Here is a 15,447-nt window from a genome sequence, read left to right as displayed (position 1 = left end):
AATGTGGTCGAATTATCTTGGAATGTGGTTGAATTATCCGGAAATGTGGTTGAATTATCGTGAAATGTGGTCGAATTATTCAGGAATGTGGTCGAATTATCATAAAATGTAATTTATTATCCATCAAGTGGTCGTATGTAGCGGTTCCTTATCCATCATTTGGTTGATAGGATGGGGTTTTCACAGCTAAAATTTACGATTTTGGTTTAAAATGACTAATCTAAAGATCGAATTAAAGTAAAATCTCAGTTTAATTGTATAAAATCACATAAAAAAACCCCGGTTCAGTTAAAAACCGGGGATACTGTGTTTATTTTAGCGTGATGATCTTGATTTGTAGCTGCCGCCTTCTCTGCTGCCGCCGCCGCCACCTGTGCGTTTTGTTCCAGAGCGTGGCTTGTAAGGCTTTTTATTGCGTCCATCGCTGCCTCTGTTATCGAATCTTTTGCGGTCTCCTTGAGGCTTTTTGTTTCTGTTTGGAAGTGGCTTTTCCTCAGTAAGCTTAACAGGAGTTGTATCAGGCTCTTTAGTCAGCATTTTCAATACGGAAGCAACGACTGTTTGAGCATCATGATTTTTCAATAGCTCATCTGCAGCCTGGCGGTAGTATTGAAGGTTATTTGACTCGATTGTTTGTGTAATCTTGTCAACAACTGCTCTTTGCTGGCCTTCAAGCGCTTGGTCCAAGGTTGGAGGAGTCATTTTTTCCATGCGGCGTTTTGTCGTTTTTTCCACTACATGAAGGTAAGAAGTCTCTCTGTGTGTAACAAACGTGATCGCCATACCCTCTTTACCTGCACGGCCAGTACGTCCGATACGGTGTACATAGCTTTCAGGGTCCTGTGGGATATCGAAGTTGTAAACGTGCGTTACACCGGAAATATCAAGTCCACGAGCTGCCACGTCTGTCGCAACAAGCACGTCGATTGAACCTTCCTTGAACTTTCTTAAAACAGACATACGCTTTGCCTGCGTAAGGTCTCCGTGGATTCCTTCAGCAGTATAGCCGCGCAGGTTCAATGCTTCAGCAAGCTCATCAACACGGCGCTTCGTGCGTCCGAAGATGATTGCTAATTCTGGAGATTGGATATCAAGAAGTCGTGTAAGAACATCGAACTTGTTCTTCTCCTGTACTTCAACATAGAATTGCTCGATCAAAGGAACTGTCATTTCCTTCGCTTTGACACGAACAACTTCAGGGTCCTTCATGAAGCGCTCAGCGATCTTGCGGATTGGTCCTGGCATTGTTGCCGAGAACAATAATGTCTGGCGTTCGCTAGGGATTTTCGCAAGGATTGCTTCGATATCTTCGATGAAGCCCATGTTCAGCATTTCATCAGCTTCGTCAAGGATTACAGTTTCGACAGTATCAAGACGGATTGTCTTTCTGTTGATGTGGTCAAGAAGTCGTCCTGGCGTCCCGACGATGATGTGAGGCCCTTTTTTCAATGCACGGATCTGGCGGTTGATATCCTGGCCACCGTAGATTGCAAGAACGCCCAATCTCTTGCCAGCACCGATCTTGTATAGTTCCTCGGAAACCTGGATTGCCAATTCACGAGTTGGCGCGATGATGATTCCCTGGATGTTATGGTTTTCTTTCTTGATTTTTTCCACTAGAGGAATACCGAAAGCAGCAGTCTTACCAGTACCTGTCTGCGCCTGGCCAATCACGTCTTTATTCTCAAGGCTGATTGGAATCGTCTCTGCTTGAATTGGAGTTGCTTCCTCAAAACCCATATTCTTTACAGCTTTTAATGTTGCGGGGCTAATGCCCATCTCTTGGAACATTGTCAACTTTGCTCATTCTCCTTTATGTTCACATTTATCCCGCATCGGCAATAACCGATGCTTCGTTTATTTAAGTGGCTGTTTAAGGATCCAAACCATTTCTGATTCTGGTTAGTTTGTCGTACCTTTACGGCAAAAGGTGTTCGCACCTTGTTTTTTAAGCAGGGCTGAATCAGCAATTACAACACGCTGAAGCACAGAACCTGAAATATTAGCAAAAAAAGACATTCTCCATCACGGGAGTATGTCCGCTTAAAGGATTTTCTCAGTTAGACACTCAATATTCATGATACCATCTTTAGGAAGGAAAAGCAATTTTCGAGGAATTGCTTCAGCTCCTGATTCCTTCTCTCGGTGTGGAGGTCAAAAAATCATATACCTCGTCAAATAAGTGTTCTTTTTCATCACAGTGACAAATCAGATGTTTGGAATTCTTATAAAAAATCAGCCGTTTTTCTTCAGCGCCAATATTTTCATATAAGTAACGGGCGCTTTTCGGGGGGACGATGCCGTCACTCTCGCCTTGCGCGATCAATGTAGGCACCTTCACATCGTTGAGAATAGGCTTGATTTTGCTCACAAGCCTGCGAAACTGCAAGGTAGCGGTCATGGGTGTTTCCTTGATTTTTCTTGTGTAACGCTTGAATAATTCATTTTCTTTTAATTTTCCTTTTACCGTGTCTCTCATCATTTCCTTGATGTCAGAAGCAAGCTGTTTCGGATTTACATAATAAGCAGCCGCACTTAGCAGGACAAGCTTGTCAACCTGATAATTCGAGGCGAGATAGCTGGCAATCAGCCCGCCCATCGAAAATCCGACAACATACACGGTGTCACACTCTTTCAATAGCGCCTTCAATTCATTCTCGGCATGGTCAAGCCATTCATTATGCTTGATTCCCTTCAATCTAAGCTCATCACCATGGCCAGGCAGGGTAGGAACTACTATTTTCCAATCGGTCCTCTTCTTCAGCGACTGGGCAAGTGGTTCCACTTCGAACGGTGACCCGGTAAAACCATGTATTAACAGACAACCTATCATAACCAATCACCCATTAGTTTTTCTCGTATTTAATCTTTCCCCATTTTAAATCATTTAACCCGGAAATTCCTCGATAATGCCTTTTGAACTATAGAACTTTAAACTCAAGAAGATGCCCTGGCAACAGGACATCTTTTTGTAGGGAATTATTTCTGCAATGCATGGACGACTTCTTCGAGCGCCATGCCACGTGAACCTTTTACGAGGACGATTGTTTCACCTGTTACGTAGTTATTCAGTTCATTGCTCAGCTGCTGTTTATCCTGGAACGAAAATGCTCTGTCGTCGCCCAGAACTTCTTTTGCCCCTTTGACGATCGCTTCGCTCAGCTTGCCAAAGGTGAATACATAATCAATTTTTCCGGCATCGATGGAAGAACCAAGCTTGTAATGATACTCTTCCTCCAGGGGCCCAAGCTCAAGCATGTCACCGAGCACAAGGATTTTGCGATTGTAGCCTGACAGATTGGCAACAAGGTCGATTGCAGCCTTCATGGAGGTTGGACTCGCATTGTAGGCATCATTGATTATCTTTTCTCCATGAGCACCTTCGGAAAGTTCCATTCTCATATTCGTCAGCTTCAAGCTCGCAAAACCGTCATTCATTTTTTTAAAAGGAACGCCCAGGAACTCTGCCGCAAGCATCGCCGCAAGCGCATTCAGGATATTATGGTTGCCGAGTACCGGCAGATAGAAGGTTTCATCACCGACGTTAGTCTTGAATTTGTTACCATTTTCGATCGACTCGATGCTGACCGGATAAAGGTCATTATCCTGGCTTGCCCCAAAGGTTTTCAGCTGACCATTACCTGTATAGTCCTTCAGCCTTTCCTGTAGTAACGGCTCGTCTCCATGGAATATGATCAGTCCGTTCTCCTGAAGACCATCGATGATTTCAAGCTTCGCATCAGCAATCGCTTCCCTTGAACCGAGGTCAAGCAGATGCGATTCACCGATATTCGTGATGATCACAGCATCCGGACGGCCCATTTTCGTTAAAAATTCAATCTCACCTTTGCTGCTCATACCCATTTCAAGTACGGCAACCTCTGTATCTTCACGCAAGCGAAGAAGAGTCAGCGGAAGGCCCAGGTGGTTATTGAAGTTCCCTTCGGTCTTTTGCACCTTGAATTTTTGCGCCAGCAGATTTGCTGTCATGTCCTTCGTCGTCGTTTTCCCATTGCTGCCGGTAATGCCGACAACCTTGATATCCAGCGAGTTGCGGTAGCTTCTTGCCAGCTCCTGCAAGGTGGTTGTTGTGTCTTCGACAATGATGATCGGCAAATCCCCCGGCGGATTCGGAACATCCTTTTGCCATAATGCTGCCGAAGCTCCGCCATTCTGGATGACATCAGCAACAAAGTTATGCCCATCTGTCCTTGCACCTTTAAAAGGAATAAACAGATTTCCTGCTTCTATTTTACGAGTGTCGATTGAAACGCCCTTGACGATTACATCAGCAAATTTGCTGACATCATTCAACGCACCTGCCATTTGGGCGATCTCTGATAAAGGTTTTTGAATCATGCTAATATCCTCCCGAAATAAAGGGACACGGCCATGCCTATGGCTGCCGTGTCTCCCTGGATGATTTATATTCTAGAAAGTATACTTGATCTTCTGTTTTTCAGCGTGACGCTCGATTCCAAGGTTCACCAGCTTTTCGATTAACTGCGGATATTCGACGCCGGTATGCTTCCACAATAGCGGGAACATGCTGAATGGCGTGAAGCCAGGCATTGTGTTCACTTCATTGATCAGCAGCTGGCCATCCTTTGTCAGGAAGAAATCTGCACGGACGAGTCCTGAACAATCCAGTGCCTTGAAAGCAGTAATTGCCATTTCTTTTAGATCAGCATATTGCTGCTCTGTGATTTCAGCAGGGATGATCATAGCTGTATCGCCATCTTCATACTTCGCTTTGTAATCATAGAAATCCTTCTTAGGGACGATTTCCCCAACTACCGAGCATTCTGGTTCATCATTGCCCAGTACGCCGATTTCGATCTCACGTGCAACGACACCCTGTTCAATGATGATTTTACGGTCGAATTGGAAGGCCTCTTTGAACGCTTCTTCAAGCTCCTGCTTGTTGGAAGCCTTGCTGATTCCTACGCTGGACCCAAGGTTTGCAGGCTTTACAAAGCAAGGGTATCCCAGTCTTTCTTCAACTTGGCCGTATACTTTTTCACTGTCCTTTTCCCATTCGCTTCTTAGAGCGGACACATAGTCCACCTGAGGAAGTCCCGCCTGTGCAAAAACATTTTTCATGACGATTTTATCCATGCCTGCAGCCGAAGCAAGGACACCATTGCCAACGTAGGGGAGGTTCAATAATTCAAGCAAGCCTTGAACCGTTCCATCCTCACCGTTCGGTCCGTGAAGCAATGGGAAGATGACATCAAGAGTCTGCCCGGATTCTGCACCGCCCGCCTGGAATAATGCCGGTGTAAATGAAGGAGTCGGCAGGTTCGAGTTATCGGAAAACTCAAGTGCCTTTACATTCTCTGCAGGAGCGCCCAGTTGAGGACCCTTGACCCACTCTCCCTCCTCCGTTATGTATATAGGATAAATCTCGAATTTTTCAAAATCCAATGCTTTCGTCACAGCCAAAGCTGTCTGCATCGATACTTTATGTTCAGCCGATTTGCCGCCGTACAGCAGCCCGATTCTTGTCTTCATAAAAATAGACCTCCAATAAATTCAATCTGGCTCCACTTTCCGCTTCCTATTTTACCACTTTATTTTTAAATTACGGAATTGTTATCAATTTTTAATAATAACTCTCAAGCTATACTATTTCCTGTTTTTTAAGCATGAAACCTGCCAGGGAGTTAAAAGTTTACATCTGCCGAATAATTTCCCTTTCAATAGCCGCTTATAGGCAATCCACCCAAATTCAGCGCCTAAATTACCATATGAATTGATTTATAATTCTGTGAATGAGCGAAGCTGTTTAAATGGCATTCAATTGCCATATAGGATTAGAAACCGAAAAAAAGCAGTCAAATCATTAAAATGACCTGACTGCTGATTGAGCGAGTTTATTTTACAATTAGAACGGGTGCTTTTACTCGTTTAGCAACTTTATGGCTGACGCTGCCAAGAACCATTTCCTGGAGGCCGTTCAAGCCGCGGCTGCCGACGACGACGACATCAAATTGATTTTTGTTGGCATAGTCGACAATTGCTGGTCCTGGTTCACCTAACAATTTTTCATACTTGAAGTTCAGGCTCTCCGCTTCAAGCATGTTTGTTACGGGCTGGAGCCTGATTTTTCTTTTCTCCTCGACTACTGTTCGGTCTGCATTGTGAAGGACGTCCTCCTTGGAAGTCTGCCCATCGACAACATAAACCACTGTTATTTCACTATCGCCACTAAGCTTCGCTAATTCCACCGCTTTTTTCGCCGCACGCACTGAATGGTCTGAACCATCAGAAGCTAACAAGATTCTTTTAAACATGCCATTCCTCCTGAATTTATTTCCATTATCTTATATATAAAGAAAGCACGCTGATTCGTCAACGTGCTTCCTGAAAATAAATATTACATTTTAATGTCCTGAAAGTTTAGCGCCTTCCTGTTTGTGGACAGCTAGCTTGTCAATCAAATGAGAGCTCGGATCATTCAGGCCGTGCAAGCGGACCACTGTTCCATTCTCCCTCAATTTGATGACGATTTTATCAATTGCCGCAACGGCTGAATCATCCCATACATGGGCATGTGTCAGGTCGATTACGACTTCTTTTGCTGTTTCTTTCAAATCGAATGCTTCGATTAAGTCAGTAACAGATGCGAAGAATACCTGTCCTGTTACAAAATATGTGCGGCGTTCAGCTGCCACATCAAATGTTGAAGTGATTTTCACCTTTGAAATTTTCGCTACGAAGAAAATAGCACTTAAGATGATACCGGCAAATACACCTTTTGATAGGTCATGCGTGAACACAGTTGTGACAGTCGTAACAACCATGACGATTGAATCTGTAACAGGAGTCTTCGCCATGCCTTTAATTGATGACCAGTCAAACGTTCCAATTGATACCATGATCATGACACCAACCAGGGCAGCCATCGGAATTTGGACAACGACATTTCCTAAAACAAGGATCAGGAACATCAGGAAAGTACCGGCAACAAGGGCAGATAATCTGCCTCGGCCGCCAGATTTAACGTTAATAACGGACTGGCCAATCATTGCGCAGCCTGCCATGCCCCCGAATAGTCCGGCAACGATATTCGCAATTCCCTGGCCGCGGCTTTCTTTATTTTTATCACTAGAAGTATCAGTCATATCATCGACGATTTGAGCAGTCAGCAATGATTCAAGCAAACCGACAATCGCCAAAGCCAATGAATATGGAAAAATAATTTTTAACGTTTCCAGGTTGAAAGGTACATTCGGAATCAAGAATGTTGGCAATGCTGAAGTCAGATTACCCATATCGCCAACTGTTCTTACATCACTCTTTGTCATAAGTGCTAGAACCGTAATGACGATAATCGCCACAAGCGGAGACGGAACAGCCTTAGAAATACGCGGGAAGAGATAAATGATCGCAAGCGCGCCCGCTACCATTGCATACATTACCCATGTTGCGTCTACAAACTGCTCTAGCTGCGCCATGAAAATCAAAATTGCAAGTGCGTTCACGAAGCCAATCATAACGGAACGTGGAATGAACTTCATGAACCTCGCTAATTTAAACACACCAAACAGAATCTGCAGGAGACCTGTCAAAATCGTAGCTGCCATTAAATATTGCAAACCATGGTCAGCAACAAGCGTCACCATCAACAGCGCCATCGCACCGGTCGCAGCTGAAATCATGCCAGGACGGCCGCCGACAATCGCGATTGTCACAGCAATCGCAAATGAAGCGTAAAGTCCTACCATCGGGTCAACGCCAGCAATAATCGAAAAGGCGATCGCTTCAGGAATCAAAGCAAGCGCGACGACGATTCCCGCAAGGACATCTCCTTTGACGTTGCCAAACCATTGTTCTTTAATTGTACTAGTATTCAAGTAAACACCCCTTAATAGTTTTTGTGGCTTCCTACTCTCAAGCAAGCCGGGTCCGATAAAAACAGGATTTATCATAACACATTTATCAAAATGAGCAACCAGTATTGTAAGCGCTGCATCTTATGATTTTCTTCAAATATCGACTGATATCTCTTTTTTTCACATATATACGTTAAAAACCTTAAAATGTAAAATCACCATTTTGGCTCTGCATCTAGCAAGCTATTTTCTGCAACATTTTGTTATGATGGTTTGGGAGGTTTTGACATGAATACATCAGGTTCTTCAGCACCATTCAAAACGAATTTCTATTACGGCTGGGTCATCGTTTTCATCGCTGGTATGGGCGTGTTTTTTTCAGGCCCCGGGCAAACATACTCGGTTTCCGTATTCATTGATTCTTACATAAAAGATTTCGGCTGGAGCCGCTCGCATGTATCAGCGGTCTATTCACTTGCGACCCTTGCAGCCGGTATTTGCATGTTCTTTGTCGGTCGCTTCGTTGATAAATGGGGTCAAAGAAAGATGTCAGTTATTGTTGGCATCGGGCTGGCGCTGGCCAGCTTCTGGAACAGTATGGTCGTTAACACCGCGATGCTGTTCATCGGCTTTTTCCTGATCAGGGTCCTCGGTCAGGGTTCGATGAGTCTTATTCCAAACACTCTTGTCCCACAGTGGTTCATAACAAAACGCGGAAAGGCGATGAGCCTCATGGCAATTGGCGGCTTTGCCAGCTCAGCTGCACTACCGCCATTAAATGCCTGGCTTGTTGCGACGTGGGGCTGGAGTTTTTCTTGGAAGGTATGGGGAGTCCTGCTTCTCGTCGTTTTTGTTCCGCTGGCCTATTTTTTAATTAGAAACAAACCGGAGGATATCGGTGAATACCCAGATGGAGTTAAGCCTGATTGGACAAACGACCCTGCTGACCCTAACAGAACAATCAAGCCTTTTGAAGAGGTGAATTGGACGGTCCAGGAGGCAGTCAAAACACGCGCCTACTGGCTGTTGCTGTTTTGTGTGGGTATTCCGTCCCTCGTCAACACTGGGCTGACTTTCCACCTAATCTCGATTTTTAAAACAAACGGGATTTCTCCTGCGATTGCCGCACTTGTGTTAAGCTTGATGGCTTTGATCGGTTTTCCGGTCACATTGATCGCAGGACCAATGCTCGATCGGGTAAAAGTGCAGTACGTCCTGGCAGGTATTTTTGCAGGGGAGATTCTTTTCATCCTTGTGCTTCTTGCCGCCGATCAAACAGCAATCGCGATTGCATTCGGGGTATTATGGGGAATCAGCGGGGGATTTGAAAGGATAACCTTGAACTACGTCTGGCCGAGCTTCTTCGGACGAAAATCGCTTGGCAGCATCAAAGGTTCGGCGATGACCGTCACCGTGCTTGGTTCAGCGTTGGGGCCATTGCCATTCGGGCTCGCCTACGATTATTTCGGCGGATATGAAGAAATTCTGCTGATGACCATCATCCTTCCGATCTTAGGCATCACAGCCTCACTACTTGCAAAGAAACCAGTGAAGGATGCAGCTTAGTTTTGTTTTGAGCCTGACCCAGGATTGTGTACAGGAGAAAGAGCTTCTACGGAACCTTTTTGGTGCTTGAAACCTCATTCGGGCTCTTAGAACTTTTCTATAGACCTTTTCCAGGGTTTTAGCCTCATTTGGGCTTATAAAATCTTTCTATAGGTCCTTTTCGGCTGTTGAAACCTCATTTGGGCTTATAGAATCTTTCTATAGGTCCTTTTCGAGGGTTTTAACCTCATTTGGGCTTATAGATCTTTGTATAGGACCTTTTCGTTGGTTTTAACCTCTTTTGGGCTTAAAGAATCTTTCTATAGGACCTTTTCGTTGGTTTTAACCTCTTTTGGGCTTATAGAATCTTTCTATAGGATCTATTCAGCGATTCCTACCTAATTTAAAGCTTACATGGAACCTTTTCTGGGGTTTCAGCTCTATCCCGGCATAAAGAGATCAATTACAAACAAAGTCCTGCAAGCTCAATAAGCCGCAGGACTTTGTTTTACCCAATCGGAGTACAGATTTCTATGTAGTGCCCATCTGGATCGGCTGCATAGGCGACGACCTGGCCCCAGGGTTTTTCGATTGGCTCGAGCAGGATCGGGACTCCTGCTGAACGCAGTTTTTCCACAGCGCCCTGGACATCCTCTGTTACGAATCCGAGCTCAAAGGTTTGTTCATTCCTGACTCCATCTGGAATCGGCAGATTTGTGATTTCGCGGCCGCTTTCCCTTGTATTCATCGATAGGACTGTATTGCCTGTTTCATATTCAATGTAGGTGCCAAATTCATTTCGAAGTTTAAGGCCAAGCAACTCACCGTAAAAATGCTTTGTTTTTTCCAAATCAGCCACATATAAAATGACATAACCCATTTTCAATTCCATCATCATCACCTCTTAAACAAGAATTCGAGACTAAATGATGTAATTCCTTCATTTAATGCTTGAACGCAGCTTTACTGGCTCTGTACTTCAATATCGCATCCTTCGTGCAGGTATAAATTCCTTCACTGATCAGCTTGCCGAGCGGGGTGGCAGTGCCTGCATAGGCAATCGACTCCCCCTGCTGGGTTGCGGCGATGCATATGCTGTCTGTCGAAATGCCAGCTGACTGTCCAGCAATGCCAGCCCCGCTTCCCTCAAGCTCATTCAAAACGCTTATTTTCGCTTCTGCCGCAGTCATTGCGCTCTGGATAAAAGCCTCCTCGGAAATCTTGCCATTAATGAATAGCCATGTATTGATATTCCGCGGTCTGTCACGATGGGTATTCCCGGCAGAGACAATGATGAAAATGGAAAGGTCTCCATCCTCAAACAGTTGGTAGGATGCTGTCTCTGCAGGAACAGCTGTCATCATCCCAACCGTCTCGCTTGGCAGGAAGCCATTCTCCTGCAAATACTCAGCCATTTCAGCCTTATGGTCGCTGCAGTCATATTCCATCGGAACAACTCTGTGCACGAACGAACTATGCCAGCCAATCCCGGCACCGGTGATTCCGGAAGACATCGTCCTCAAGTTCATCGGTGACTGCAGGACAATCCTGTCTTGTTCTACATCAAGAATTCTGGCATCTATTTTAAAATCAGCATCAGGACTGCCGCCCGCTTCGGGAACCAGCAGCAATTGCGGCTTGGCAATTTCCGGGTGCGGATGGTTTTTGATCTGGGTTTTATAGACTTTTTTAATTCTTTCTTCCTTTAAAACCTCTGTAGGAGTGTCAACGATCAAAACTTCACCATTTTCCATCAACAGCAGCCTGTCACAATATAATGAAGCCAGATTCAAGTCATGAAAAATCGAGACAACCGTCAACTCCTCTTCCGCTGCCCACTTTTTCAGCAAGTCAAGCAGTTCCTTTTGGAAACTGAGGTCAAGGTGGTTCGTCGGCTCATCAAGCAAGAGGATCCTGGGCTGCTGGGCCAGCGCCTGCGCGAGAAATACCCGCTGCTTTTCACCGCCGGACAATTCCACGATCGATTTATCCTGAAGGCGAGTTATCCCTGTCTGTTCCATCACCTTCTGGACGATCTGTTCATCCTCATTACGCCAGCTATTGAACCAGCCTTTCTGGTGTGCATAGCGCCCGAGTGCGACGGTTTCTTTTACCGAATAAGGAAAGGTCTGTTCACCGTGCTGAGGCAGGACGGCCATCATCCTTGCAAGCTGCTTTGGCAAGTATTGTGTCAACGGACGCCCATCCACGTCGATAGAACCTTCTCTGAAGTCCAGAGCTCCGCTGATCATTTTTAAAAGCGTTGTTTTTCCGCTGCCATTGGGCCCAAGGATTCCAAACAACTCCCCCTCGCAAACCTCAAAGGAGATTCCCTTCAACACCTCTCCGCCTGCATATCCGCCTGTCAAACTCTTCACTGTAATCATCGGCCAGCACTTCTTTCCTTACGATTTCTCATTAAAATCAATGCAAAAACCGGAGCTCCAATCAAGGCTGTGATCACGCCGATCGGTAATTCTGATGGCGCGATGATTGTCCTCGATACAAGGTCGGCAAGAATCAGGAAGCCGCTGCCAATCAAAACGGATAGCGGCAGCAAATGTCGATGATCCGGTCCCCAGACGGTCCTTGTCAGATGCGGGATGACGAGGCCGACGAAGCCGATCGTCCCTGACACCGCAACCGCTGAACCTGTTAAAAGCGAGCCAGACAATAAAATCAGCATTTTGCGGCGCTCGACATTGACACCAAGGTGCTGCGCCCGTTCCTCACCGAAGGACATTGCATTTAACTCTCTGGTATTTGCTAACAAAATCACCAAACCAACAATAAAGAAAGGGAAAATAATTTTGATGTATTCCCAGCCGCGCATCGAGACGCTGCCAAGCAGCCAGCCAATGATTTGCCGCAGTTCCTCGCCAGATAGGGCGATCATCAATGAAATAAATGATCCAAGAAATGAACTTAAAATGATTCCCGTCAATATAATCGTCTCAACCCTTAGCAGCCTGTCGACTCTCCGGGCAAAAAAGAGCACAAACAACACGGTTGCGAATGCGAACAAAATACTCAGCACCGGCAAGGTGAATGCCCCAACTAACGGCAATGAGATTCCAAAAAACAACGTGATGACTGCACCGATTGAGGCCCCTGATGAAATCCCCAGTGTATATGGGTCAGCCAGTGGGTTACGGAGCAGTCCCTGGAACGCCGCACCGGCAATTGCCAGGGACGCTCCGACGAGTCCTGCCAGCAAAACGCGCGGCAGCCTGATATCCATGACAATGCTCTCATGCATCGAATCGATTCCCTGGCCCTGAAAGCGGAAAACCTCAGCACCAATAATTTCAATAATAGCGGGTACAGGGATGGAAACCGTTCCAATCGATATGCCCAACAGCATCGAAATGATCAAAAATGCTGTCGAAATGATATATGCTAATCCTTTATTATTTAAAAACGTCCGGATAAATGGCTTTTGCAAGCTCCTCTGCTCCTTCAGCGAGCCTTGGGCCAGAACGGGTTACGAGGTCAGAGTGGACATCGAATACCTGCTGGTCCTTGACCGCTTTTACATTATTCCAGCCTTGCCGCGCAAGAACCTGTTCGATTGGTTTTTCTGTGTAGTAACCATAGGTTGTCACAATAACATCGGGATTACGCTCGACGATTGCCTCCGGGTCAACCTTTGGCCAGCCATCCATATCTCCGGCTGCATTCTTGGCGCCAATCAACTCAAGCATTTCATTAATGAAAGTATTTTTACCGGCTGTGTAGATTTCCGGTGCAGGAGAGACCTCGACAAATACTGACTTCTGCTCTTCTGGTTTAATTGCCTCTGCTTTCTTCTTCAGTTCAGCAAAACTGTTTTTCATATTTTCAATAAGTTCATTTGCCTTATCTGTCTCACCGATGGCCTGGCCAATCATCTCGATTGATTGATACACTTCTTCAAATGACTGCGCATCATTCACAACCACAACATCAATTCCTGCATCCTTCAATTGCTGAAGACCTTCTTTTACAGTGTCCGCTGTTGATCCAGGAGCAAGAACGAGGTCTGGCTTCAGAGAAATCATTTTCTCTATATTGAATTCCATCCCGCCGATTTTTTCCTTCGACATTACTTCCTCTGGATAATTGTCGAAATCGGTGACACCGACAATCGCATCTCCGCTGTCAAGCGCGTAAACGATTTCCGTGTTGCTCGGAATCAGGGAGATGATCTTTTCTGGCTTTTCTTCAATGACAACTTCTTCATCAAGCGCATCTTTTACAGTGACGGGGAAACCCGGCTTTTGCTCCTGCGCGGTTTTTTCGCCTTCATTCTTTTCAGGTTGTGATTCAGTACCACAGCCAACCAGGATCATGGCAGCAGCCATCATCAACAATAATAACTTTTTCATTTGCTTCTCCTCCAATTTCTAATAAGGCTTGCGTGGTTGATTTTCGTTCCAGGCGCTTCGCTTTCCGCGGGCTGAGGCTGAGCCTCCTCGTCGCAAGCTCCTGCGGGGTCTCATCTTCTCAGCTTTTCCCGCAGGAGTCTACGCGCCTTCCACTACAATCAACTGGATGTTAAAATCCAGCATTGGCCCTCAACAAAGCCTTTGATAAAATTTAAAAAACATCTCCACCTGAAGGGGAGATGTCCGAGTAAGCAAATGTTCTTTATTATCATAAAAAGACATAGAGCCTGTCGGCACCTCCCTATCCTCGTAGGTTTGTTGGTGCAATGGACAGGCAGGTCTCCTGGCTCATGGTCAATGCTCGCTGCGCCTTCCCATACATTTGTACAGTGGCCGTTGCAGATTGCTCCCATTTACAGTGGCGGGACCGCGTTGGATTTTCACCAACTTCCCTATTAAGTCTTGTTTAAAAAGACACCCGTTCATTTCGATATGTAATTTTCCGCTAAATCCCATTATACACGAATGGCCAAAAATTGCTCCAAAAATTTTGCTTTTTCGACTTTATTAGAAGCTCTTTTCTTAACTTTGTTGCTATTGACTACAGAATAGGATTAAATGACCATGTTTCTTCATAAAGATTTTAGCCTATTATGAGAAAAGAGCTTGCAAACTTAGTACCGACCTACAAACTGAGTATTTATCACGTTAAAATCGGATTTAGGATTTTAACAGCAATCTTTACGAAAACAGCTTTATTGAGCAAGCAGACTCCATTCTTTCACTTTTTTATCAAAGACAAGCCTGCCATCCGGATTGCTGCGGCTTGCTTCTTTATATTCATCATGCATGTCATCCATGTTGGCAAAATCTCCGATAATCCAAATCGGTATTTCAATTCTGTTGCGGTTTTGCTGGATGTTTTTCAGCGAAAAAACCGCCCCTTCCTTCATCGCCGGTGTCAACGATTTCAGAATCTCCTTGCTGACGGCTGGGTAGGACTTCTTTTTCCTGATCCCGAGCAGTGTTTTTTCCGGTTTCATTTCCCCGAGCTTGCCAGAAAGGACCGTTCCGAGCATCCGGAAAAAATCATTGAAGTTGCGGTAATATATTTTGTTGAACCAGCCATCCTCATGGGAAAGGTAAACAAAGCGATTATCGAGCTGGTTATAAAATGGCTGCTTCAAATGGTGCTTGATATGGCCTAGATAAAGAAGCTCGGCAATCTCCTGGGCCGTCAGCACATTCAGTGCTTCCACTTCCTCAAAGTCAATCCAGCAAAAATCCCCGTATGCATGGACATTTGCGGCGACCAACTTTTCGACGCTGTCTTCAGGTACATATTCAAATAAGGTATGTCTATTGAACTCACCATCCTCATAGCGATGCTTCAACAGCAGCAGATGGTTAAGCGAATCAGACAATGACCTTGCGAATTCATAGAATTCCATACCATGCGAGAGCACGTACTGGTCCCGCTCGTTCAAATGGACATATAGTAAATCCCTGCTATAAGGATGGTTCTTTTTCAATGGCACAACCTCCCGGAAAATTCTCAGCTGCATGATTGCCAGCGACACTCTGACTCCGTACAAATAACACTCCTTCCATTCTAACAAAAACACATGAAAATATCTTATTCTGACTCTTCAAAAACATAATTATTATCGTACTAACACGTTAAAAGAATCCCTTTT

At 45.2% G+C, this 15,447-nt stretch carries 12 protein-coding genes and 1 riboswitch; of the genes, 1 reads left to right on the top strand and 11 read right to left on the bottom strand.

Annotated elements, in window-relative coordinates:
• Positions 1–315: 315 nt before the first annotated feature.
• From cshA to AC0VX7_RS01175, 6 genes are all read right to left on the bottom strand, one after another.
• Complete coding sequence (gene cshA / locus AC0VX7_RS01200; protein ID WP_475426321.1) at positions 316–1,797, bottom strand: degradosome RNA helicase CshA; 1,482 nt, start codon at positions 1,795–1,797, stop codon at positions 316–318.
• A gap of 325 nt (positions 1,798–2,122) precedes the next feature.
• On the bottom strand, positions 2,123–2,833 hold the full coding sequence (locus AC0VX7_RS01195; RefSeq protein WP_475426320.1) for an alpha/beta hydrolase: 711 nt from the start codon (positions 2,831–2,833) through the stop codon (positions 2,123–2,125).
• A gap of 146 nt (positions 2,834–2,979) precedes the next feature.
• A complete protein-coding gene (locus AC0VX7_RS01190; RefSeq protein WP_475426319.1) occupies positions 2,980–4,359 on the bottom strand; it encodes a UDP-N-acetylmuramoyl-tripeptide--D-alanyl-D-alanine ligase in 1,380 nt (459 codons plus the stop codon).
• Positions 4,360–4,431: 72 nt separating this feature from the next.
• Positions 4,432–5,514: a D-alanine--D-alanine ligase gene (locus tag AC0VX7_RS01185; RefSeq protein WP_475426318.1), complete on the bottom strand. Its 1,083-nt coding sequence runs from the start codon at positions 5,512–5,514 to the stop codon at positions 4,432–4,434.
• Positions 5,515–5,876: 362 nt separating this feature from the next.
• Positions 5,877–6,296 (bottom strand): universal stress protein, encoded by a 420-nt coding sequence (locus tag AC0VX7_RS01180; protein ID WP_475426317.1) that lies wholly within the window; start codon positions 6,294–6,296, stop codon positions 5,877–5,879.
• A gap of 90 nt (positions 6,297–6,386) precedes the next feature.
• Positions 6,387–7,859 (bottom strand): SulP family inorganic anion transporter, encoded by a 1,473-nt coding sequence (locus AC0VX7_RS01175; RefSeq protein WP_475426316.1) that lies wholly within the window; start codon positions 7,857–7,859, stop codon positions 6,387–6,389.
• Positions 7,860–8,126: 267 nt separating this feature from the next.
• On the opposite strand from AC0VX7_RS01175, the gene AC0VX7_RS01170 reads away from it, so the two are divergent.
• A complete protein-coding gene (locus AC0VX7_RS01170; RefSeq protein WP_475426315.1) occupies positions 8,127–9,404 on the top strand; it encodes an MFS transporter in 1,278 nt (425 codons plus the stop codon).
• A gap of 487 nt (positions 9,405–9,891) precedes the next feature.
• Here the strand turns inward: AC0VX7_RS01170 and AC0VX7_RS01165 are convergent, their stop codons facing one another.
• The 5 genes from AC0VX7_RS01165 to AC0VX7_RS01145 all read right to left on the bottom strand — a co-directional run bounded on the left by AC0VX7_RS01165 (position 9,892) and on the right by AC0VX7_RS01145 (position 15,282).
• Entirely contained in the window at positions 9,892–10,275 is a 384-nt protein-coding gene (locus AC0VX7_RS01165) for a VOC family protein (protein WP_475426314.1), read from the bottom strand.
• Between the two features lie 52 nt (positions 10,276–10,327).
• Positions 10,328–11,770, bottom strand: coding sequence for a heme ABC transporter ATP-binding protein (locus AC0VX7_RS01160; protein ID WP_475426313.1), 1,443 nt, complete (start codon positions 11,768–11,770; stop codon positions 10,328–10,330).
• Positions 11,767–12,828, bottom strand: coding sequence for a FecCD family ABC transporter permease (locus tag AC0VX7_RS01155; RefSeq protein WP_475426312.1), 1,062 nt, complete (start codon positions 12,826–12,828; stop codon positions 11,767–11,769). Before AC0VX7_RS01155 ends, AC0VX7_RS01160 begins: the two co-directional genes overlap by 4 nt.
• Positions 12,794–13,750 (bottom strand): ABC transporter substrate-binding protein, encoded by a 957-nt coding sequence (locus AC0VX7_RS01150; protein WP_475426311.1) that lies wholly within the window; start codon positions 13,748–13,750, stop codon positions 12,794–12,796. The genes AC0VX7_RS01155 and AC0VX7_RS01150 overlap by 35 nt, the downstream gene beginning before the upstream one ends.
• A gap of 316 nt (positions 13,751–14,066) precedes the next feature.
• Positions 14,067–14,247, bottom strand: a riboswitch (cobalamin riboswitch).
• Positions 14,248–14,505: 258 nt separating this feature from the next.
• On the bottom strand, positions 14,506–15,282 hold the full coding sequence (locus AC0VX7_RS01145) for a hypothetical protein (protein ID WP_475428054.1): 777 nt from the start codon (positions 15,280–15,282) through the stop codon (positions 14,506–14,508).
• Between the last annotated feature and the right edge of the window lie 165 nt (positions 15,283–15,447).

The organism is Mesobacillus sp. QJM3NY_10, assembly GCF_056173465.1.
This window is presented reverse-complemented; position numbering and strand designations above follow the sequence as displayed.